Annotated in this window: 22 protein-coding genes and 1 tRNA gene; 3 read left to right on the top strand and 20 right to left on the bottom strand. The window is 60.3% G+C overall.

The features are described 5' to 3' along the window. Window positions 1–579 (bottom strand): arginine--tRNA ligase (gene argS / locus KGZ89_07290; protein ID MBS3974651.1); only part of this gene is annotated, 579 nt, incomplete at its 3' end. A gap of 129 nt (window positions 580–708) precedes the next feature. Here argS and KGZ89_07295 point away from each other — a divergent pair. Next, on the top strand, window positions 709–1,203 hold the full coding sequence (locus tag KGZ89_07295; GenBank protein ID MBS3974652.1) for a hypothetical protein: 495 nt from the start codon (window positions 709–711) through the stop codon (window positions 1,201–1,203). A 2-nt stretch (window positions 1,204–1,205) separates the two neighbouring features. Here the strand turns inward: KGZ89_07295 and KGZ89_07300 are convergent, their stop codons facing one another. The 12 genes from KGZ89_07300 to KGZ89_07355 all read right to left on the bottom strand — a co-directional run bounded on the left by KGZ89_07300 (window position 1,206) and on the right by KGZ89_07355 (window position 12,205). After that, a complete protein-coding gene (locus KGZ89_07300) occupies window positions 1,206–2,516 on the bottom strand; it encodes a trypsin-like peptidase domain-containing protein (protein ID MBS3974653.1) in 1,311 nt (436 codons plus the stop codon). 93 nt (window positions 2,517–2,609) lie between these two features. Continuing rightward, window positions 2,610–4,013, bottom strand: a complete 1,404-nt coding sequence (locus KGZ89_07305; GenBank protein ID MBS3974654.1) for an NADH-quinone oxidoreductase subunit N — start codon at window positions 4,011–4,013, stop codon at window positions 2,610–2,612. Between the two features lie 3 nt (window positions 4,014–4,016). Continuing rightward, the gene (locus KGZ89_07310; protein ID MBS3974655.1) at window positions 4,017–5,498 is read right to left on the bottom strand and encodes an NADH-quinone oxidoreductase subunit M; all 1,482 of its coding nucleotides are present in this window, start codon (window positions 5,496–5,498) and stop codon (window positions 4,017–4,019) included. A gap of 6 nt (window positions 5,499–5,504) precedes the next feature. Beyond that, a complete protein-coding gene (gene nuoL / locus KGZ89_07315) occupies window positions 5,505–7,415 on the bottom strand; it encodes an NADH-quinone oxidoreductase subunit L (protein MBS3974656.1) in 1,911 nt (636 codons plus the stop codon). Between the two features lie 3 nt (window positions 7,416–7,418). Beyond that, a complete protein-coding gene (gene nuoK / locus KGZ89_07320; protein MBS3974657.1) occupies window positions 7,419–7,730 on the bottom strand; it encodes an NADH-quinone oxidoreductase subunit NuoK in 312 nt (103 codons plus the stop codon). Further along, window positions 7,727–8,239, bottom strand: a complete 513-nt coding sequence (locus tag KGZ89_07325) for an NADH-quinone oxidoreductase subunit J (GenBank protein ID MBS3974658.1) — start codon at window positions 8,237–8,239, stop codon at window positions 7,727–7,729. The genes nuoK and KGZ89_07325 overlap by 4 nt, the downstream gene beginning before the upstream one ends. Next, window positions 8,232–8,660 (bottom strand): 4Fe-4S binding protein, encoded by a 429-nt coding sequence (locus KGZ89_07330; protein ID MBS3974659.1) that lies wholly within the window; start codon window positions 8,658–8,660, stop codon window positions 8,232–8,234. Before KGZ89_07330 ends, KGZ89_07325 begins: the two co-directional genes overlap by 8 nt. Window positions 8,661–8,700: 40 nt before the next feature. Then, window positions 8,701–9,720 (bottom strand): NADH-quinone oxidoreductase subunit NuoH, encoded by a 1,020-nt coding sequence (nuoH, locus tag KGZ89_07335; GenBank protein ID MBS3974660.1) that lies wholly within the window; start codon window positions 9,718–9,720, stop codon window positions 8,701–8,703. Next, entirely contained in the window at window positions 9,717–10,886 is a 1,170-nt protein-coding gene (locus KGZ89_07340) for an NADH-quinone oxidoreductase subunit D (protein MBS3974661.1), read from the bottom strand. The genes nuoH and KGZ89_07340 overlap by 4 nt, the downstream gene beginning before the upstream one ends. A 35-nt stretch (window positions 10,887–10,921) precedes the next feature. Continuing rightward, window positions 10,922–11,380: an NADH-quinone oxidoreductase subunit C gene (locus KGZ89_07345; GenBank protein ID MBS3974662.1), complete on the bottom strand. Its 459-nt coding sequence runs from the start codon at window positions 11,378–11,380 to the stop codon at window positions 10,922–10,924. Then, complete coding sequence (locus KGZ89_07350; protein ID MBS3974663.1) at window positions 11,352–11,825, bottom strand: NADH-quinone oxidoreductase subunit B; 474 nt, start codon at window positions 11,823–11,825, stop codon at window positions 11,352–11,354. Before KGZ89_07350 ends, KGZ89_07345 begins: the two co-directional genes overlap by 29 nt. Before the next feature lie 23 nt (window positions 11,826–11,848). Further along, entirely contained in the window at window positions 11,849–12,205 is a 357-nt protein-coding gene (locus KGZ89_07355; GenBank protein MBS3974664.1) for an NADH-quinone oxidoreductase subunit A, read from the bottom strand. Between the two features lie 236 nt (window positions 12,206–12,441). Between KGZ89_07355 and KGZ89_07360 the strand changes: the two genes are divergently transcribed. Further along, window positions 12,442–14,766, top strand: a complete 2,325-nt coding sequence (locus KGZ89_07360) for a cell wall-binding repeat-containing protein (protein MBS3974665.1) — start codon at window positions 12,442–12,444, stop codon at window positions 14,764–14,766. Window positions 14,767–14,783: 17 nt separating this feature from the next. On the opposite strand, the gene KGZ89_07365 is transcribed toward KGZ89_07360, so the two are convergent. The 5 genes from KGZ89_07365 to kdpF form a co-directional block, all read right to left on the bottom strand. Beyond that, complete coding sequence (locus KGZ89_07365; protein MBS3974666.1) at window positions 14,784–15,854, bottom strand: sensor histidine kinase KdpD; 1,071 nt, start codon at window positions 15,852–15,854, stop codon at window positions 14,784–14,786. Window positions 15,855–16,012: 158 nt separating this feature from the next. After that, window positions 16,013–16,567, bottom strand: a complete 555-nt coding sequence (kdpC, locus tag KGZ89_07370) for a potassium-transporting ATPase subunit KdpC (protein ID MBS3974667.1) — start codon at window positions 16,565–16,567, stop codon at window positions 16,013–16,015. Between the two features lie 39 nt (window positions 16,568–16,606). Continuing rightward, on the bottom strand, window positions 16,607–18,622 hold the full coding sequence (kdpB, locus tag KGZ89_07375; protein MBS3974668.1) for a potassium-transporting ATPase subunit KdpB: 2,016 nt from the start codon (window positions 18,620–18,622) through the stop codon (window positions 16,607–16,609). A gap of 114 nt (window positions 18,623–18,736) precedes the next feature. After that, the gene (gene kdpA / locus KGZ89_07380) at window positions 18,737–20,452 is read right to left on the bottom strand and encodes a potassium-transporting ATPase subunit KdpA (GenBank protein MBS3974669.1); all 1,716 of its coding nucleotides are present in this window, start codon (window positions 20,450–20,452) and stop codon (window positions 18,737–18,739) included. 12 nt (window positions 20,453–20,464) lie between these two features. Continuing rightward, complete coding sequence (gene kdpF / locus KGZ89_07385; protein MBS3974670.1) at window positions 20,465–20,551, bottom strand: K(+)-transporting ATPase subunit F; 87 nt, start codon at window positions 20,549–20,551, stop codon at window positions 20,465–20,467. On the opposite strand from kdpF, the gene KGZ89_07390 reads away from it, so the two are divergent. Further along, the gene (locus KGZ89_07390; GenBank protein MBS3974671.1) at window positions 20,526–20,747 is read left to right on the top strand and encodes a hypothetical protein; all 222 of its coding nucleotides are present in this window, start codon (window positions 20,526–20,528) and stop codon (window positions 20,745–20,747) included. The two genes, kdpF and KGZ89_07390, sit on opposite strands and share 26 nt — an antisense overlap. A gap of 28 nt (window positions 20,748–20,775) precedes the next feature. Here the strand turns inward: KGZ89_07390 and KGZ89_07395 are convergent. Together KGZ89_07395 and KGZ89_07400 are read right to left on the bottom strand one after the other, a co-directional pair. After that, a tRNA-Thr gene (locus KGZ89_07395) sits at window positions 20,776–20,851 on the bottom strand. Between the two features lie 14 nt (window positions 20,852–20,865). After that, a partial coding sequence (locus KGZ89_07400) for a hypothetical protein (protein MBS3974672.1) occupies window positions 20,866–21,756 on the bottom strand: 891 nt, incomplete at its 5' end.

Here is a 21,756-nt window from a genome sequence, read left to right on the forward strand (position 1 = left end):
GAATTCGACCTCTTTCCCGCCAATCTCCAGGTAACGCGCGGCGACCGACCTGGCAAAAATATCCATCTGAACACCAACGTCGTTGATGTAGAACTCTCTCTCCGCTCTCCAACCGGCATGCTCCAAGACGCGGGCCATGCTGTCTCCAAGGGCAGCCCACCTGCCGTGGCCGACGTGCATCGGCCCGACGGGGTTAGCCGAGACAAACTCGACTTGGACCCGCTTTCCCTGGCCAAGCTTGCTGGAGCCGAAGTTGCGTCCCTGGGTGCGCGCCTCGGTCAGTACACGTTGGAGCGCTGAGGCCGAAAGGCGGATGTTGATGAACCCCGGTCCGGCTACCTCCACCGAGTCGATATCCGGATGGCCGGCCATTCTTGCAGCGATAGCGTCGGCGATGCTCCGGGGAGATGCGCCGGCCGCCTTCGATGACTGCATCGCAATGTTGGTCGCCCAATCACCATGCGACGGATCGCGCGGGCGCTCAAATCGCGGAGTGGGTATCTCCCCCATTCGAAGTTCGCCATCATCGACGGCCCCGCGCAGTGCGGCGCGAACAAGCTCCTCCAAAGTTTCGATCACGCGTTAAGTCTCCCAAACCTTCGAGTGTCAGTGCAGACATTGAAGCATACCTTCAAGGTGGGAATGCGGCAACGCAATCGCGGATTGGGTATAATCTTATTTATTAGCATAAATTTAGGAGGAGGGGTCATGAAAATCCATAAAATTGCGAGAACTTCGCTGGCACTGCTTGCCGGATTGCTACTCATTGTGGGCCTTTCCGGCTGCGAAGTTGCAGCACAGCGAGCTGCCGACGAAGCCGAACGCGCCGTCGAGGATGCCACTGGCATTCGTGTCGACACGCCAGCGCCCGGCGAAGGCGGCGGGGCTCAGTTGCCCGAGGCGTGGCCTGCCGAGGCACCCGTATATCCGGAAGCCACAGTAACTGAAGCCGCAACGACCACTATGGAAGGGGTCACTCAGCACTTTGCCACATTCCGCACCAAAGATGCTCACCAGGATGTTGCAAGCTGGTTCAAGAGCGAGCTTGAGGCAAAGGGATGGACGATCAATTCGGAGATAACAACCGGGTCCGGTCAAGAAATATCTACGACCTTCGTAGCTATAAAGGACAAGCTGACAGCCACTGTCTATGTATATATCGTCGACGGTGAGGTTGAAATCTCTCAGCAGGTTTTGTACTAGAGCTACCTGCGGCCTTCGTCGGATTCGAGTGTGACATCGATAGCGATCTCGGTGTCACCGCGCACGACCGCGACGTCCACAGTATCGCCGATCCTTCTGGCTCGAATCGCTCCGAAAACGTCTTCTGTGCCTCTGATTTCGCGATCATCGATTCTGATGATGATATCGCCACGCTCAATTCCAGCACGGTCAGCCGGTGACTGCGGCTCCACGAAACGCACGAGAGCTCCACGGCTCACAGGCAACCTGAACTGTGCGGAAGTGGCCTGGTCGATGCTCATCGACGAGACTCCCATGAAAGGATGGACCGCACGCCCGGTCTCAATAAGCTGGTTCGCCACATTAATTGCCGCATCAACCGGAATAGCAAAGCCGATTCCCGCGGACTGAGGCGCGCCGACCGCACCCGCTGGCGACTGGATCAGTGTGTTGATTCCAATCAGACGTCCTTCGGCGTCCACAAGCGCGCCTCCGGAGTTACCGGGGTTGATCGCGGCATCAGTTTGGATGAGGTTGGTGTAGGCGGTAATGTCGCGTGAGCCCTGGACGATGTTTGAGCGCTGCAGCGCCGAGATTATCCCGGTGGTAACCGTCTTTTCAAGGCCGAAGGGGCTTCCTACCGCAACCACAAACTGTCCTACTTCCAGATCCGCCGAAGAGCCAATCTCGGCTTTCGGGAACGGCCCCCCTGGAATCTTTAGTACAGCAAGATCGGTTGACGGGTCGACACCCTTTACTTCTGCCTCAACATCATCGATTCCGACGGTAACGACAACCCTGTCGGCACCGGCAATTACGTGATAGTTCGTGAGAACGTATCCGTCATCCCTTATGATCACGCCACTTCCGTTGCCTCTCTCCCTAAAGCCAGTGGCCCCAGTAAAAGGATCGAAGATGCGCTCTTCGACGCGCACATTGGCTACGCTCGGGGTCGCTTTTGCAGCTACTGCGGTTGCGATATCGATGTTGTCGCCGGGATTGATCTCGATAGGAGCAACAGCCTGCTGCCCGCCAGGCTGCGGGGGTACAAATTTTTGCACGCCATCCCACAGGCCGAAAATCCAGACCAACGCAGCCGCGGTGAACAGGCCTCCTGCGGTGGCGCCGATCGCTGCAGCAATCACCATAGTGACGCCTGACCAGCGCTTAACGGTGGCTGGCTCCTCACAGGGCTCGTCGGATCCACCGACCGTATAATCACAGATGGGCAAGGGGCCGGTAACGACCGTGTATGTAACCGGCGATCCACCGTCGCTCTGGGCGTCAGCGTTCTCGGCATTTGATTGCTTGTCGTAGCTATCTGACTCGCGCACTATTCGGCCCTCCGGGGACAACTACCATACACAACGTACAGCAATAATCTATCCACTTTTGAGCGAGCTGAACAGTTGTGCTGTGACAAAAGGTCAGGTAACCACCCAGCCAAGAGCTGTCATTACCGGTGCGGCTGCGATACCGATTGCAACTGTCGCCAGGAGCGCCACCACAAACGCAGCGTCGGCGATCCGTGAAGGTGCGATCTGTCCGGCAGGACGCTCGGGTGCTTCCGCAGTAGGCGCGAGAAACATCGAGCGAGCGATCCTGAAGTAGTATGCGGCAGATACCACGCTGGTCAGTGCGCCGATTACGACGAGCCACACTAGGCCCGCCTCAAGACCCGTCTCGAACAGGTACAGCTTGCCGAAGAAGCCGGCCAGCGGCGGGATGCCTATCAGCGATAGCAGCCAGGCCATCGTCGCCCAGGCAAGCCAGGGACGCCTTGTGGCAAGCTGCGTCAGGTCTGCGACGGAATCGCCCTCCTCGGCGACCACAAGCATGATTGCCATAGAAGGCACGGTGTAAGCGATCACGTAAAACAGCGTGGCGAGATAGCCAAGCTCGTTGCCGACGGCGATTGCACCTGCAAGTCCGATGAAAAGATAGCCGGTGTGCGCGACCCCGGAGTACGCCATCATGCGTCGCGTATCAAGCTGGCTTAGCGCGGCCAGGTTGCCGAGGAGCATCGATGCTGCCGCGGCCACCGCCAGAACAAGCGCGAACGCGGTAACACCGGAGAGCATCTCGACCACGTGCACCACCACGAGGGTGCCGGCGATCTTGGGCACAGTGGAGACAAAGGCCACGGAGGCCGCGGGCGCACCCGCATACGCGTCCGGCGCCCAGAAGTGAAACGGCGCGGCGGAGAGTTTTGCAAAAAGACCTACGAGCGTGAGTACCCCTGCGATGAGGCCCAGAACTCCGGCTTCAGGCACCGCCTCGGCGATACCGTCAAAGTGGGTCGTCCCTGAAATGCCATAGAGCAGTGATAGGCCATAGAGCATGAGCAAGCTCGTCAGCATCGACAGCAAAAAGTACTTCAGCGCGCCCTCGAGGCCATGGATATCGCGGCGCCGATACCCCATCAGTACGTATGCGGGTATGGTGGAAAGCTCGAGCGCCAGAAACATCGTTATCAACTCGTCGGAGCGAGTCAAAAGAAGGCCTCCGATCGAGCTGAACAGTGCCAGCGCCGCGGCTTCCCTGCTCCTCTCGTCCTCATAACCACGTGCCGAGAGCCAGAGCAGCCAGATACCTGTGAGTGCGATAATCGCTACTCGGATGACATTGGACGCGGGGCCTGAGACGAGCAGACCCCCGAAGAGAGATTCATCAACAGCACCGAACCATGCTGCGATAGCTGCAACGAAGCACAGTCCCGCTCCAACCAGAACCGCCGTCCGATCCTTTCCCGGAAGAAACTCGCCAAAAAGCGCAACAAGCGCACCGAGAAGCAGGAGTATTTCGGGTACTAGCAGCAGATAACCGCTCATCGACTACGCCCCAATTCCAGCGAGCATGCTTTGGACTGCCGGAGTCACATAGCGCAGCAACAACGACCAGTAAACGCCGAGGGCAACTATCAGAAGCACGAGCGGCGACAGGGCGATCACCTCGAAACGCGTAAGATCGCTGATCTTCTCGACAACCCCTTTCGCTTCGCCGAGAACGGTGCGTTGCACCATCCAGAGCATGTAAGCTGCGGCAAGAAGCACTCCGACAGCCGAGATGATGACAAACCCGGGCCACATGACAGAACGCCAGGCGCCAAGAAGGGTCAGGAACTCCCCGGGAAAGCCTGCGAGCCCCGGAAGCCCCAGGGATGCGAAGGAGGCAAATGCCAGCAATCCGCCAGCGACCGGAGTCTGCCGAGACAATCCGTTGATCTCGGCGATTGTCCTGGTATGAGTACGCTCGTAAACCATGCCGACGAGCATGAACATCATGCCGGTGATGAGTCCATGTGCGACCATGACATAAACCGCTCCGTCGATCCCCTCCTGCGTTCCGGATGCGATGCCGAGCATGACAAAGCCCATGTGCGAAACGCTCGAATAGGCTACGAGCTTCTTCATATCCGTCTGGGCGAAGGCGACCGCCGCGCCGTAAACAATCGATATGGTGGCCAAAGCACCCAGCGTCCACGTCCAAAATTGTGACGAGGCGGCTTCCGGCATGATCGGCAGGGATATCCTGATGAACCCGTAGGTGCCCATTTTGAGAAGAATGCCGGCGAGCAACACAGAGCCTGCAGTCGGAGCCTCCACGTGGGCGTCGGGCAACCATGTGTGCAACGGGAAAATAGGCACCTTCACCGCGAATGCAAGGAAGAACGCCGCGAATATCCAGAACTGCATATTACTTGCGAGCATCGTGTCCGGGTTGGACGCAAGCATCGTCAACTCATAGATATTGAAGGTGCCCTGCAATATGTAAAGCGCCACTATTCCGATGAGCATAAAAACGGAGCCAGCCAATGTGTAGAGGAAGAACTTGATTGCGGCGTACTCACGCCGAGCGCCGCCCCAGATGGCGATAAGAAAGTACATCGGAACTAGCACGAGCTCCCAGAACAGGTAGAAAAGCACGAAGTCGAGAGCTGCGAACACACCATTCATGCCGACCGCAAGAAGCAAAATCATCGAGAAATAAAATGACGGCCTGTGGTCGATCTTCCAGCTCACAAGCACCGCAAGCACAGTCAGGAGAGTGGAAAGCGCGATTATCGGCATCGAAATGCCGTCGACCGCCAGGTGATAATCGATGCCTACCTGCGGAACCCAGGGAAACCTCTCCACAAACTGATAGCCACCGTTGACGTCAAAAATTACAAGCGCGTAAGTCGCCAGGCCGAAGGTGATAAGGGCTGTCACCAACGCAACCAGTCGAGGGGCCGTCGGCATGTTTTTCGGCATCAACGCCGTAATCACAGCACCTACTAGCGGCAGAAACACAATCATCGACAGCAATGGAAGCATCTTGGCTTACCCCTTCATTACGACCAACATGAGCAACAAAATAAGTGATGCTAGCGCGAAGCGCTGATAAGACTGTATCCGACCACTCTGAATCGAGCGGGCCTTCCTGCCGAGTACCCAGGCGCCACGGGCCATGCCGTTCACGCCGCCGTCGACTACATGGCGATCGAACAGCTCCGAGATGCCAGCGATCCTGCTCCAAGCGGATCCAGCGCCCGTCACGATTTTGTCCACCCGAGCCAGATCAAACGCCGCCAGCCCCGATGCCGCCTTCACAAACGGCCTTATCGCCAGATACTCGTACGCCAGATCGAAGTAGAGCTTCTGGGATAGCATGCCGTAGATGAAACCAGCTCGCATCTTGAGTGTGCGTGTGTTGAGCACAACGCTTCTGCGCCCATACGCCCACCATCCGAGAAGAAGACCGGCGACCGCGACGCCCGATGAAACCCCGGCGATGGCTGGATCGGGCCACGGGATTTTGTACCCGAAGAAGTCACCCAGCGCTGGACCCCCAAAGCCTATCCCGGCCGTGATCAACGCGAGCAGCACCATGGGCGCGAGCATGGAGCGGTGCGCCTCATGCAATCCTTCGGTCTGGCGAGGTCCAGTAAAGACCCTGAACCACAGCCGAGCGACATAGAACGCCGTCATGAAAGCGGCAAGAAGCGCGATTGCAGCCGCGATATAGTATCCATCCTTGACCAGAACGAGAACGATCTCGTCTTTTGACCAGAAGCCGGAGAACGGAAATATCCCGGCCAACGCCAAAGAGCCGACGGCAAAAGTCGCTGTTGTAACCGGAAGGAATCGGGCCAGACCCCCCATCTGCCGCATATCCTGAGTGTGGTAAGCATGAATGATCACGCCTGCTCCAAGAAACAAAAGCGACTTGAAAAATGCGTGTGTGATCAAGTGATACATTCCAGCCACAGCGCTGCCGGCGCCCAAAGCGATGAACATATAGCCGAGCTGGCTGATAGTTGAATACGCTAGCACCTTCTTGATATCGTGCTGCACCGCCGCGAGGAGGGCGCCGACAAGGGCGGTAACCAGCCCCACTCCAAGCACCACATGAAGCGCGATTCCGCTAGCCTCGAATATCGGCATCGCCCTGACTATCAGGTACACTCCCGCGGCGACCATCGTTGCGGCGTGAATAAGCGCCGAGGCGGGAGTCGGCCCGGCCATCGCGTCAGGTAGCCATACGTGCAGCGGCACCTGCGCCGACTTGCCCATCGCGCCGAAGAGCAGCAGCAGCGCCACGGCTGTAGCCACGCCCGGGGCCCAATCCGCCGCCGATCCCAAAACCGCATCGAACTCGAAGCTTCCGACTGTCACATACATCAGAAATAGTCCGATGGCAAAGCCGACATCCCCCACGCGGGTAGTGAGGAAGGCTTTTATAGACGCTCGGCGAGGCGCCTCCTGTTCGTGCCAGTACCCGATCAGCAAATATGAACACAAGCCCATGATCTCCCACGCCAGATAGAGCATGAGGAAGTTATCCGCAAGCACCAACGCCAGCATCGCCGCCGTAAACAGGGAGAGCACCGCATAGTACCAGCCGATTCTGCCATCCCTGTGCATGTAGCCTATCGAATACAGTTGAACGCAGAGCGCGACTAAAGTGACGACCACGAGCATCGCCGCCGAGAACGGATCCAGCATAACCCCGATGTCTATCGTTGAATCGCCCACGACCGCAATCGGAAACGACGCATGATACGCCGGTTCCTTCGCAAGATCGGCTCCTCCCGGCCACACCGCGGCAAAAGCCATCACCGAGAGTACGAACGCCATCGCTATGGCTACGACAGCAACCCAAATCGCGCTATTTCGCGCTTTTCGTGAAAGCGGCAGTAACAGCAGAAAGGCCGCCGCCGGAAGCAAGGGTATGGCAGTGACATAGGACATGCGCTACCCCTTCAGTCTTTCAAGCGAGGGTAGCTCTATGGATCTCGCGCGCCTATAGATCGCGACCACCAAAGCAAGCCCGAGACCGATTTCGGCGGCCGAGACGACCATGGAAAAGATCGCGAAGAACTGACCCGTCATCTTCTCGGGGGTAACGAATCTTGAAAACGCGACCATATTGAGGCTGATTGCGACCGCCATAAGCTCAAGCGACATCAGAACCATCACCGCGCTGCGCTTGGAAACCGCCCCATAAAGTCCCAAGGCGAACAACACCGCCGAGAGCCCCAAAAACGCTTCGAGTCCGATAGTCATCGCTTTTTGTGCTCCTTCGACCACCAAACCGCAGCCACCATGGCCACGAGCAGTAATACCGAGGCGATCTCGAACGGAAGAGCCCAGCCGCCCTCGATGGTAAAGAGAATAACCCCGAGATCAGCGGTGTCAGGCGCCTGAGCAGGCATCTGGGCTGTCGGGATATCGGATCGGGTAATGCCAAAGTACATGATGCCCAAAAACGCAGCGGCCAACATGGCGGCCAGTGGGGAAAAATCGAGCGGCCGCACCGCGTCTTCTCGGCGCCTCAATGTAAGCATGATGACAAAGAGCATCAGCACCGATACGGCTCCCGCGTAGACCATGACCTGCATCAGGGCAAGAAACTCGGCGGCGAGCAGTAGATAAAGACCACCCACCGACAGCATCACCCAAAGGAGCCAAAAAGCGGCGTAAACGACGTTCCTGGAGATCAGCATGCCAATGGCTCCGCCTATGGCCGCCGAAGCGAACACCACAAAAGGAAGCGCGTCAACACTCTCAGCCACTCTCGCCCTCCTTCCCGGTCGTCTCGGCGGATGGATTCCCGCCCTTTGCCCGCGAGCTAGCTGCGGGCACATCAGCAAGCAGGTCGATGGTGAGTTCCTCCCGTGTCAGCTTGGCAAGCTCATAGTCCTTGCCCATCTTTATCGCGTCGAAAGGACAAGCCTCCACACAAAGTCCGCACATCATGCATGCGCCAAGCTCATACCTCAAGAACTGAATGTGCTTCGACTTGTCCTCGGCGGTCGTGAATTGCAGATCGATGATATGATCCGGGCAGATGCGCGCACAAGTCATGCATGCGGTACACCGGTGCGATCCATCTTCATTGAACGCGACCTCGAGAGCAAATCGGAACCGCGACGGCATCTCGATTTTCTCATAAGGGTAGCAAACGGTTATGGGACCACGCAGCATGTTTCGCATGGTTATCCTCATTCCGTTGAGTATGCCAGATCCCCACATATCAGCTCACCGGCCGACCAAGATCAAAGAGCTTCATGAGTACGCCACAGATCATTATCCAGCCGAGTGTCGCCGGAATCAGCACCTTCCAGCCGAGCTGCATCAGGACGTCGATTCTCACCCTTGGGAGGGTGCCTCTGATCCACATCATGATGAATACTCCGATGTATACCTTGATCATAAACACAAGCGGCGCGATAGGGGCCAGGTATTCGTCCGGCACCCACGGCAGCGACCATCCGCCGAAGAAAAGCGTGACAGCGATCGCTGAGGCTACGAACGAGTTACTGAACTCGGATAGGAAAATCAAGCCAAACTTCATCGAGGAGTACTCGGTAGCGAAACCTGTCACTAGCTCGGATTCCGCCTCTGACAGGTCGAAGGGCGTCTGGTTTACCTTTATGAGCATCGCGATGAAGAACAATACGAACGTCGGCCAAAACAGCGGGTTGGTTATGAACCAGCGCGGAATCACCTCGAGCCACGTCCCTGATTGGGCGCTGACAATCTCACCCATGTTGAGAGTGCCGGTGTACATGACGATCGGTAAGACCGAGAGCAGCAATGGCACCTCGTAGGCGATCTGCTGTCCGACCGCGCGCATGCCCCCCAACAAAGACCATTTGTTCGCGCTGGCCCACCCTGCCATCAGCAAGCTGATAGACACAAGCGACAGCACCGTGAAGGTGTACAGCAGGCCAGTATCCAGGTCGGTTATCTTCCAGGTCTCCGAAAAAGGTATGGCGGCGTAAGCCATCAACGAGGGTGTGAACACCACGGCAGGCGCGATGAAATACAGCGCTTTGTCCACGTTGGCAGGCGTGATGTCTTCTTTGGTAAGCAACTTGACGACATCCATCGGGGTCTGAAAAAGGCCGTGCGGCCCGACGTGCATCGGCCCAAGTCGCTGGTGCAAGCGCCCAAGAACCTTGCGGAGCATGTAGATGAGGACGACCCCATTCATCAACATGAGTCCGACGGCGGCAAGCACCCTGAGTAGCGAAACGACCTCAGGACTCATCTGTCCACCTCGCCAAGCATTATGTCGAATGAGCCGAGCAGCATACATGCATCGGCGAACAGGTGCCCAGGTAACACTTCCTCAAATAACTGGCAAGTGAAGAAGGAGGCGCCGCGGTAACGGTAGCGATACGGGGTCGCTCCACCGTCGGTGAAAAGGTGGATGCCTGTCTCTCCGCGACTTGACTCCACCGACGCATATACCTCGCCGGCCGGCGGACGAAGCACCTTGGGTACCTTGGCCATATGCTCGCCTTCGGGCATTCCGGCCACCAGCTGCCGAACCATTCTGACCGACTGCCGCATCTCCTCCATACGCACCATATAGCGGTCCCAGGCGTCACCGACCGTGCCGACCGGGATATCGAACTCAAGCGCTGGGTACGCATCGTAAGGGCGGTCGCGCCTTACATCGAAAGCGATCCCCGTCGCGCGCAGGTTGGCCCCCGTAAGGCCGAATGCCAGAGCGGTCTCCTTTGTGACTATCCCGATGTTCTTGACGCGGGACTGGAATATTTCGTTACAGCCGAGAAGCGCGTGATGTTCTTCCAGATACACCTCGAAAGTGTCGCAAAACGCCAATATCTTTCGATCGATTCCGGCCGGTAGATCGGCTAAAACGCCGCCGGGCCGCACGTAGTTGAACATCATCCGCTGCCCCGAGATCTCCTCGAGAATGTCGAGAAGCGCCTCGCGGTCACGCATCGCATACAGGAACTGCCCCATAGCGCCGGTATCAAGACCGAAAGTCCCGAACCAGACGATGTGACTTGCCAGCCGATTAAGCTCAGCGGTAAGGGTGCGAATCCAGGCCGCCTTGGTCGGAATCTCGATTCCCATGAGTTTTTCGACCGCGAGAGCCGCTGCCTGCTCACCATGGATCGCCGAGACGTAATCTCCACGGTCCATTAGCGTCGCTAGTTGATCGAAGCGGCGGGACTCGGCGAGCTTTTCGATCCCCCTGTGCAAAAAGCCGATCGAAACCTCCACTGCCACGACCTCTTCGCCATCAAGCTCGACAATCAGGCGCAGCACCCCGTGTGTTGACGGATGCTGTGGGCCCATGTTGACGATAAGATGCTCGGTGCCGAGGCTATCGACCCCTTTGGGAACTCGACGGATGCCCGCCGGCGGCGAGCCAGGCGAGAAGGTGCCCTCTGGAGTCATCAGGCCGTCTTCGCTGACGGTGAAGTGCGGATCGATCAACCGGATCGCACCTCCTCCGCACTTCGAACCGGCACGGCCTTGCGCAAAAGCGGCGGCACTCCATCGGTCGTCAGCAGCCGCTTCGGATTCGGGTGCCCGCTCAGTGTCAGCCCGAACATCTCGGCGGCCTCACGCTCGGGAAGCAGTGCCGAGGGGTAAATGTTCCACACGGAGTGCATGTTGCCGTCGTAGTCGACACCGCAACGCACGTACATATCCTCATCACGGGAAAGCGATCTTAGGTGGTAGGTGATTTCAACTTTCTCCCCGGTGTCGAGACCAAAAAGATCGATGAGCATGCAGCAGTCAAGCTCGCCGTCTCGAAGATGCTTGAGAACAGCCGAGGCGTCTTTTTGTGCGCAGCGAAGAACGACGCCGATAGGCGCCTCTACAACATCTATCGCCGCCTGAAGACCGGCGAGAGCTCTATTTACCGCTGCCACGTCTGGCTGCAAGGCGCTCCTCCGTCCGCTTTCGTATCTTCTTCTGAAGCTCGAGAAACGCATACTGTATCGATTCAGGACGCGGTGGGCATCCCGGAACGTACACATCGACCGGAACTATCTTGTCGGCGCCGAGAACCACGTTTGGATACTCGCGGAACGGGCCGCCCGTATTCGCGCACGCCCCCATCGCGATGACCCACTTCGGTTCAGGCATCTGGTCATATAGGGTACGCACGGTCTCGGCGAGTTTGAGATTGACCGTTCCAGCCACTATCATCACATCCGCCTGCCGAGGCGAGGCGCGAAAGAACACTCCCATGCGATCGAAGTCGAAACGCGGGCCGCTGGCGTGCATCAATCCCTCGATCGCGCAACACGCGCTGCCAAACGCCAGATACCAAAGCGAGTTGCTCCGGGCATAATCAAAGAGCTGCTCGCTTCTTATAAAAGCTATGGAATTCTCTCCAGTGAAGCGATCTAACGCCACTCCAAGGCCCCCTCTTTCCACGCGTACACGAGGCCGACCAACAGTATGAACACGAATATCGCCATCGCGAACAGGATTGAGACCCCCATCCTGTTGAAAGCAAGCGCCCACGGATACAAAAACACTGTCTCGATATCGAACACCAGGAATAGCAGCGCATACACGTAGTATCCGACACGAAACTGCACCCATGGTGACCCTATGGGTAAGCTGCCACACTCATAGGTCGAACTCTTCGCCGCACTTGGCGCACTCGGGCTAAGCAGATTTGACGCCGCTACAGCGGCAGCCGAGAACAGCAGCCCAACAAGCACAAACATCGCAAGCGTTAAATAATCCTGCCCCATCGCTCCCTATCCCATGTAAACAGCACAATACTCAGGATATATACACCCCGCCGAATATTACATCAAAAAAAATGTTCCCGACTCGACGGTCAATATAGCGTTCGGGGTAAAGTAACACGGGTTAGAAACTCACGCAAGACACAAAAAGCGAGTAAGATGGTTTACGGGAACAGGAAGCTGCTATCCATATGCGTCGCCCAGCAGTCGGCCGGAGCCTGATTAGATGGAGTAGCGGCGTGAACATGAAGAAGCGGATCGTGCGACGCTGGCGGATCGGTTGGAGCAGCGTGCTCATCGTGGCGCTGCTGGCTTCGTTCGCCGCTCCGACCGGCACGGTCGCGCAGGCCGAGCATTGGCCGCTCGGAATCACAGGTGCGGTCGTCGACGCTGTGACCGGCGAACCCATCGAGGGCTCACGGGTCAGGGCCGAATACCTCATAGAAGGGTCCTGGTACTTTGCGGGGGCGACGTGGACCGGCGCTGACGGCACCTACACACTGCATCTCCCCGGAGCTGGCACCTACCAGGTCTCTGCCTGGTTTGAAGACTATTTCGACTCCACCCCGTTGGAGTTCGACTTCGACGGCGTGACCCCTGCGATTCACAACATCGCGCTTGAGCCGATACCGCTCGGGGTAACAGGTACGGTCACCGACGCTGTGACCGGCGAGCCCCTCGAAGGGTCATCGGTCAAGGTCGAACGTTATGATGAGGGGCTCGGCTGGTGGGATTTGGAGGACTGGATGCTTACCGGTGCTGACGGCGCCTATGCGCTCCTTGTCCCCGGCCCCGGCACCTACCGGGTCACCGCAGGTGATTATGGCTATTTCGCCTCCACTCCAGTGACGTTCGAATTCGACGGCGTGACCCCTGCGATGTACAACTTCGCGCTCGAGCCCTGGCCGCTCGGAGTTACAGGCACGGTCACCGACGCTCTGACCGGCGAGCCCCTCAAGCCGGCACCGGTCGATGTCAAACGTCTCGAAAATGGGGCCTGGCGCTTGATGGACTGGATGGTTACCGGTGCTGACGGTACCTACGCGCTCTATCTCCGCGGCCCCGGCACCTACCGGGTCACCGCCGAGTTTGCCGGTTATTTCGGCGCCACGGAGGTGTTCGAGTTCGACGGCACAACTAAGGTGGTACGCAACTTCGCGCTCAAGCACCTCACCTACACCCTTACCTACACGGCGGGCCCCGGGGGCACGATATCGGGAGCCACCACGCAAACAGTCACGCCCGGTGCAGACGGCACCGCTGTAACGGCCGTCCCTAACGCAGGCTTTAGGTTTGTCCGGTGGTCGGACGGTCGTACCACGCCGAGCCGTACCGACACTAGCGTCATCGCGAACGTGAGCGTGACCGCTCAGTTTGCGCGCATCACCTACACCCTTACCTACACAGCTAGTCCCGGAGGCACGATCTCAGGAGCTACCACACAAACAGTCGCACACGGCTCGAGCGGCACTACTGTAACGGCCGTCCCTAACGCAGGCTTTAGGTTTGTCCGGTGGTCAGACGGCATCGCGACCGCTACTCGCACCGATGCGGGCGTCACCGCAAACGCGAGCGTGAGAGCGGAGTTCGAGCAGATACCGCCCTCCATCCCCGTGGAAGGCGACACGCGCTTTGACACGGCGGTGGACGCATCTGTTGAAGCCTTCCCCGACGGCCTTGACCCTGCGGGCGCCCGCACCGTCGTTATCGCCACCGGGCGTGACTTTCCCGACGCTCTCGGCGGCACAGCGCTCGCTGGCGCACTCGACGGGCCGGTGCTCCTTGTCGAGCCGACAAGCATCCCTGCCGCTGTGATGGCCGAGATCAGGCGCCTTGGTGCCGCGAGAGCTATCATCCTCGGTGGCACTGGCGTGGTTAGCGAAGGCGTGGAAAGCACGCTAAGGACTGAGCTTGGGGCAGGCAACGTCTCCCGTATCGGGGGCAAAGACCGCTATGTGACTGCAAATGCTGTTGCAGCTGAAGTAAGAAAGCTGCTTGGGGCGAACTACGCCGGTCGCGTATTCGTGGCGACCGGCGGCAACTTCCCCGACGCGCTCGCCGCAGCCCCGCTCGCCGCAGCCAAAGGGTGGCCGATCTACCTTGCGCATCCACGCACGGGACTTTCAGAGGGCACTAAAGCCGCGATGACCGACGTGACCGACGTGACCGACGTTTTGATCTTAGGCGGCACCGGTGTGGTGTCTCCTGCAACAGAAAGCTACCTGGATGGCCGCTTCGGTGCTAACCGAGTGGACCGGCTCCACGGGAGGGATCGCTACAAGACGGCTGTCGCCATCTCGAGCTGGGCTGTCGCAAACGCGGGCCAAAAGTGGAATCGCGTTGGCATCACCAATAGCCACGACTTCCCTGACGCGCTTGCCGGAGGCGTACTGCAGGGCAAGGCCGGTAGCGTCATGCTGCTCACGCCTTTTGCCTCACTAAACCCCGACACGAAAGCGGCGCTTGCGGCCAACAGAGCCGCGATCGACACGGTGACCTTCTTCGGAGGCACCGGCGTGGTAAGCCCCGCTGTGCGCGCCGAGGTGCTGCGAGCGATCGAGTAGGCATCGAAGCGCTGCATCTACTCAAGCCCCTCGCGCCTGGCTCGCTCCTCCGGATCCTCGCGGTCCGACACGATCACGACATCAATACCGCGGGTCTCGCGCATAATGCGCGTGACGATCGATCCGCGCATGATCTCCTCCAGCCGCGATCGCACTGACTGGCCGAGCACGATGAACGTGACGCGGTGCATCGCAGCGAACTCGACGAGTTCCGTGGCTACGTTGTTGCCCGACAACTCGTGCGTGTGCGCGCCGAGGCTGCGGGCGGTCTCCCACACGCACTCAAGCGGTGGGCGCTCGGCATCCGGGCGTAAGCGCCCTTCCATGCTCACGTGGACGACGTGCAAGTCGCCGTGGAAACGCCTGGCGAGCCTGAACCCGCGGCGCACGAGCCTGACCGAGTCGGCGCGCAGCGTCACGCATACCATCACGACCTCGCGGCCCGCCAAGACCGTGTTTTCGGCGACCGCTGCCTGCAGGTGCTCGTCCACCTCGTCGGCGGTCTGGCGCAGCGACAGTTCGCGCAAAGCGGCGAGCTTATCGGAGGTGAAGAAGCTCACCAGAGCTTGGTCCACCTTTGCGAGATCGTATACGACACCGCGCTTCAGGCGGTTGATCAGCGCCTCGGGCGTGAGGTCTACGACGACGACCTCGTCGGCATTGTCGAGAACCTGGTCGGGGAAGGTCTCGCGTACCCTCACGCCTGTGATTTCGTAGACGACGTCATTGAGGCTCTCAAGGTGTTGAATGTTGACGGTCGTGATGACGTTTATCCCTGCCGCGAGGATCTCCTCGACGCTCTGCCAGCGCTTCGCGTGCTCGGTTCCCGGGACGTTGGTGTGCGCCAGTTCGTCAACGAGGACCCACTCGGGACGGCGCCGAATCACCGTGCGAGTGTCCATCTCTTTGAACCGCGCGCCCTGATACTCGATTCCTTTAGGCGCTACGACCTCGAGTCCTTCAAGCAACGCGGCTGTCTCGGGGCGCGCGTGCGGTTCCACGTAGCCGACGACGACGTCCTCTCCGCGCGCGACCCGGCGGTGTGCCTCGGCGAGCATCGTGTATGTCTTGCCGACGCCGGCCGCCATGCCGAGGAAGATTTTGAGGCGCCCGCGCGGATGCGCGACGTGGCGCCGCAAATCCTCGGCGGCAACGGGCGCGAGGGACTCGAGTGCAACAGAGCCTGGCTCGGCGCCTCGCACGACCTCGGGCCGCTCCTCGTCCAAGTTCCACCTCCTCGCTCGTGCTACTCCCCGGATCGCATCCCGTCGAGCGCCAGATTGAGTTCGAGGACGTTGACGCGCGGCTCACCGATGAACCCAAGGTCTCGCGGCTCAATCCGCGAGGTCACAAGCGCCCTCACGTCATCTTCTCGCAACCCACGCGCTCGCGCAACCCGTGCGACCTGAGCGAGGGCCGTCGCGGGCGAGATATGCGGATCAAGGCCGCTCGCCGAGGCGGTCACCATATCCGCAGGCACGGTGCCAGGTTCGAGTCCCACCTCGCGTGCGATGGCGGCCGCGACACGTTCCTCGACGGCCTTGACGAGCGCTTGAGAGGTAGGCCCGAGGTTCGAGCCGCCCGATGCCGCCGCGTCGTAACCGGCCCCGGCCGCAGAGGGACGGCCATGGAAGTAGCGCTCGGACGTGAACAACTGGCCGATGAGGCGCGATCCCCTGACGACGCCTTCGGCGTCGACGAGGAGGCTGCCCCGTGCCTGCTCTGGGAACGCGACTCGGGCCGCACCGGTCACGAGCAAGGGGTAGGCGAGTCCGAGCACGAGCGCCGCGAGCGCATACATGCGTACCGCGACGAATATCGTGTGCCTCACATTCTCCACCTACCTTACGAAGCCCATGGCCACCAGCAGTACGTCGATGATCTTAATCGCGACGAACGGGACAACAATGCCCCCCGCCCCATAGACGAGCAGGTTTCGCCGCAAGAGCCGCTCGGCGCCGACTGCGCGGTACGCCACGCCGCGCAGCGCGAGGGGCACGAGCGCGATGATGATGAGCGCGTTGTAGACGACGGCGCTTAATATCGCACTCTCGGCCGAGTGGAGCCGCATGATATTGAGCGCTTGCAGCTGCGGGTACGCGTCGACGAAGAGTGCCGGGACGATGGCGAAGTACTTCGCGACGTCGTTAGAAATCGAGAACGTGGTAAGCGCACCACGCGTCATGAGCATCTGCTTGCCGATCTCAATGATCTCGATGAGTTTCGTGGGATTGCTGTCAAGGTCGACCATGTTGCCGGCTTCCTTGGCGGCCGATGTCCCGCTGTTCATCGCGACGCCGACATCGGCTTGCGCGAGAGCTGGGGCATCATTGGTGCCATCGCCAATCATCGCGACCAAGCGGCCCGAATGCTGCTCTCTGCGGATGAGGTCAAGCTTTGCCTCGGGTGTGGCCTGCGCGAGGAAGTCATCGACGCCGGCCTCGTGCGCGATGACCGCCGCAGTCACCGGGTTATCACCGGTGATCATCACGGTTCGGATGCCCATCGCGCGCAACTGCTCGAAGCGCTCCCGGATACCTCCCTTCACCACGTCCTTCAGGTGGACCACGCCGAGGATAGCCGCATTGCGCGCGACGACCAGCGGGGTTCCTCCCTGCCGCGACACGCCATCGACCAGGCCCGTGAGGTCATCCGGGACGGCTCCCCCCGCCGCTTTGACCCATGCGACTACCGCATCGGAAGCACCCTTGCGAATACTGTGTCCTCCGACGTCCACTCCGCTCATGCGCGTAGAGGCCGAGAACGGGACGAACGTCGCGCCCTCGGCTGCGAGGTCGCGCGCCCTGAACCCGTAGCGTTTCGCGAGCACGACTATCGAGCGTCCCTCGGGCGTCTCGTCGGGTAGAGACGCGAGCTGCGCGTCGTCGGCGAGCGATTTCTCCGAGACGTCCGCGACCGGGAGGAACTCGGTCGCCTGTCGGTTGCCGAAGGTGATGGTGCCGGTCTTATCGAGCAGCAGGGTGTCGACGTCTCCTGCGGCCTCGACGGCGCGCCCCGACATCGCTAGGACGTTGTGGCGCACAAGACGGTCCATCCCCGCGATGCCGATGGCCGACAGCAGGCCGCCGATCGTGGTGGGGATGAGGCAGACAAGCAAGGCGATGAGCACGACGACGCTCACGTGTTGTCCGGCGTAGTCTGCGAAGGCAGCCAGAGTCACGACCACGAGCAGGAAGATGATCGTGAGACCGGCAAGTAGCACTGTGAGTGCGATCTCGTTCGGTGTCTTCTTGCGCCTCGCGCCTTCCACCAACGCGATCATGCGGTCGAGGAACGACTCACCCGGGTCGGACGTGATGCGCACAACGATCCGGTCGGAGAGTACGCGCGTGCCCCCGGTCACCGATGAGCGGTCACCTCCGCTCTCACGGATCACCGGCGCGGATTCGCCAGTGATGGCCGACTCGTCGACCGATGCGATGCCCTCGATGACCTCGCCATCGCCAGGTATCACCTCCCCCGCCTCGACCACGACGACGTCGCCCCTCCTAAGCTGCGAAGCTGCGACCTCGCGCACTGAGCCGTCGTCGGTCAAGAGGCTGGCGGTCGCGTCCGCCTTCATGTTGCGAAGCGTCGCTGCCTGGGCCTTGCCCCTGCCCTCGGCCATTGCCTCGGCGAAATTCGCGAACAGCACCGTGAACCACAACCACACAGCCACAGTCCCGGTGAACAACGCCCCGCCCGTCCCTCCGATGAGCTCAATGAGCCAGTACCATGTGGCGACGACTGAGCCCACCTGGACGACGAACATGACAGGGTTGCGGATCATCATCCGTGGATCAAGTTTGCGCACGGCATCGAAGGCTGCCGCACTCACGAGAGCCGTCGAAGCCAGCTTGGCCGGCGGACGAACGCCGGTGTAGGCGGAGGTCCCGCGCTCAGGTCCCGTTCCGGGACCTCCAGGTCTGACTTTGTCCACTATGCTTTCGCGTTCGGTCACCGCAGACTCCTAAAACGTCGTTCCGTCTAGCATGAGCAGGTGCTCCACCACCGGCCCAAGCGCGAGAGCCGGGAAGTACGTGAGGGCGCCAACGACAAGGACGACCCCTACGAGCAGGCCCACGAACAATCCGCCTGTGGTTGGCAAGGTGCCGGCGGAGACAGGGAGCCGCTTCTTTGCCGAGAGCGAGCCGGCGATGGCGAGCACTGGTACGATGAACAGGTAGCGGCCCACGAGCATGCCGAGCGCCAGTGTGAGGTTGTAGAAAGGGCTGTCCGCAGAGAGGCCCGCGAACGCGCTGCCGTTGTTCCCTGCGGCCGACGCAAACGCGTAAAGGATCTCCGTGAACCCGTGCGGGCCTCCGTTGAGCACTGCCGCACGCCCCGCGGACGTCAGAGTCGCGATAGCTGTGAGCACAAGGATCGACGCCGCGGCGGCCAATACGGCGAGCATTGCCATGCGTACCTCCCGCGATTCGATCTTCTTGCCGACGTATTCCGGTGTGCGTCCGACCATGAGTCCGGCGATGAACACGGCCAGCAGCGCATACACGAGCATGCCCGCCAGGCCGACCCCCACCCCGCCGAACACGACCTCTCCGAGCAATATGTTCGTAAGCAAAGCACCACCGCCGAGTGGTGTAAAACTGCTATGCATCGCGATTACCGCGCCGCTTGAGGCGGCCGTCGTCACCGCCCCGTAGAGCGCTGACTGCCCGATGCCGAAGCGCGTCTCCTTGCCCTCCATGTTGCCCCCGGGCTGGTCCGGTCCGACCGACTGCTCCACCCCCGCGCGCGTGAATGCCGGGTTGCCCGTCTGCTCGGACACGAAGACGACACCGACGCTCGCCACGAACAACAGCAGCATCGCACCGAAAACGGCCCACCCTTGGCGTGTGTCGCCCGTCGATCTGCCGAACATCCATGTGAATCCAGCCGGTATGGCGAACACGGTGAGCATCTGCACGAAGGCAGCCAGTGGTGTCGGCCCTTCGAACGGGTGCGCCGAGTTGGCGTTGAAGAACCCGCCGCCGTTGGTGCCGAGCGCCTTGATGGCTTCCATCGATGCAACCGGCCCGGTCACGATGGACTGCAACGTTCCCTCGAGCGTCACGGCCTCCACTGTACCGCCGAGTGTCTGCACGGATCCTGAGGCAGCGTAGAAGACGGCTATGACCACTGAGAACGGAAGGAGCACGTACAGCCACGACCGAGTGACGTCGACCCAGAAGTTGCCGATCCGGCACGCGCCGTCCCTGACCAGGCCGCGTATGAGCGCTGCCGCCACACACATGCCGGTCGAAGCCGAGAGGAACTGCTGCAGCGCGAGTCCGAGCATCTGGGTGAGCGGGCTGGCCGAGGTCTCTCCCGCATATGCCTGCCAGTTCGTGTTGCTCACGAACGACACTGCCGTGTTGAGAGCCAGATCCACGCTCATCGGCGCGAATCCTGCCCCTGTGGGCAAGGCATGCTGCACCTGCAGCTGCATGAACAATGTGAACAGCCCGACCGCGTTGAAAATAAGGAGAGACCACGCGTACTGAGTCCAGCGCATGTCGGTGTCCGGGTCGACCCCCGAGAGCCGGTAGATCATCCGCTCCGTGCCGCCGAGGATGCGTTCCAGCGGCAGTGGACGACGTTCGTATACCGCGAACAGCCACCAGCCGACGGGCTTGGTCAGGAGGATCACCAGCACCACGAAGACGAGTATCTGCAGGATTGGCACCGTCGTCTCCGGCTAGAAGCGTTCCGGGTGCACGAGCGCATACAGCAGATAGCAAAATAGGAGGAGTGCCACGATGCCAAGGACGACATATTCGATCATGCGACATCCTTCTATCTTCGTACGGATCCGCGGGACCGAGGGCGATTATCACCCCCCGTTCGCTCAGAAGTCAAGCACAGGTCCCGTCTCACGAGGGCACCGCAAAGACAACAACCCCCTCACCTTGACGGCGACCTCGCCCGACATGAAAGACATCGCGACGTTACGGGATCGGGGCGTGATGGTCAGTTACTGACCTGACGCCGCACATGCTGCGGCATGCATGGAGCCGACGAGGGGACTCGAACCCCTGACCTACGCATTACGAGTGCGTTGCTCTACCAGCTGAGCTACGTCGGCGCTAAACCATAATCCTAGTCGGAGCTAGAAGGGGCACTCTGCCCGCCAGATCTCCGGCGCCTCCTTCTGCGCCCGGCGCTGCGCCCGGGCTTTTCGCTCGCCTTATCCGCGCCGGAAGGAGCGACCCGCTTGGCGCTTTTGCCCGCTTCTGGCGGCTTCCCTGCAGCACCCGCGACTCCTGGCACTCCCGGTAGATCGCGAAACAGCGCGGGGGTGGCCGCATCGGACTTCGCACTAATCTCGTCGAGCGCTTCTTGCGAGATCGAACAAGGACAGCCTTTCCCTTTGCCGCATTTTATCGCCGAGAGAGGCACTACCATCGGACTCGCCGAACTTACAGCGACCTTGACCTGCTCCCTTGGTGTGTCGAGGCTGACGACAACACCTTCGCCGAGCGGTGTCTCGATCTTTGCGCCCTTCTTCGGCGCGCGCGACTTGAAGTCCTTGTAGGCATCGAACTCATAGCGCAAGCAGCACATAAGTCTGCCGCACAGACCGCTGATTTTCAAGGGGTTGAGCGAGAGATCCTGCTCCTTGGCCATCCTGATCGAGACCGGCTGGAACTCCTGTCCCATGCGTGCGCAACATAGCTGCTCGCCGCAGTGACCGACCCCTCCCAGCATGCGCGCTTCATCCCGAACGCCGATCTGTCGCATCTCGACGCGCGCCTTTAGCTCCGAAGCCAGATTGCGAACGAGCTCCCGGAAATCGACCCTCTCTTCAGCGGTGAAATAAAACATCACCTTGTCGCCGCTGAACAGGTACTCGACCCCCACGGGCTTCATATCCAGCTTATGGGCCTGGATCATCTCCCTAAACCTAGCGCGGGCAAAGCTCTCTTTCTCGGCAAGCTCCGCCCCCCGCCGTAAATCCTCGGCGGTAGCCAGCCGCACGATCGGCTTGAA

The sequence above is a fragment of the Actinomycetota bacterium genome (assembly GCA_018334075.1).
In the GTDB taxonomy this organism is placed as follows: Bacteria; Actinomycetota; Coriobacteriia; order Anaerosomatales; family UBA912; genus JAGXSC01.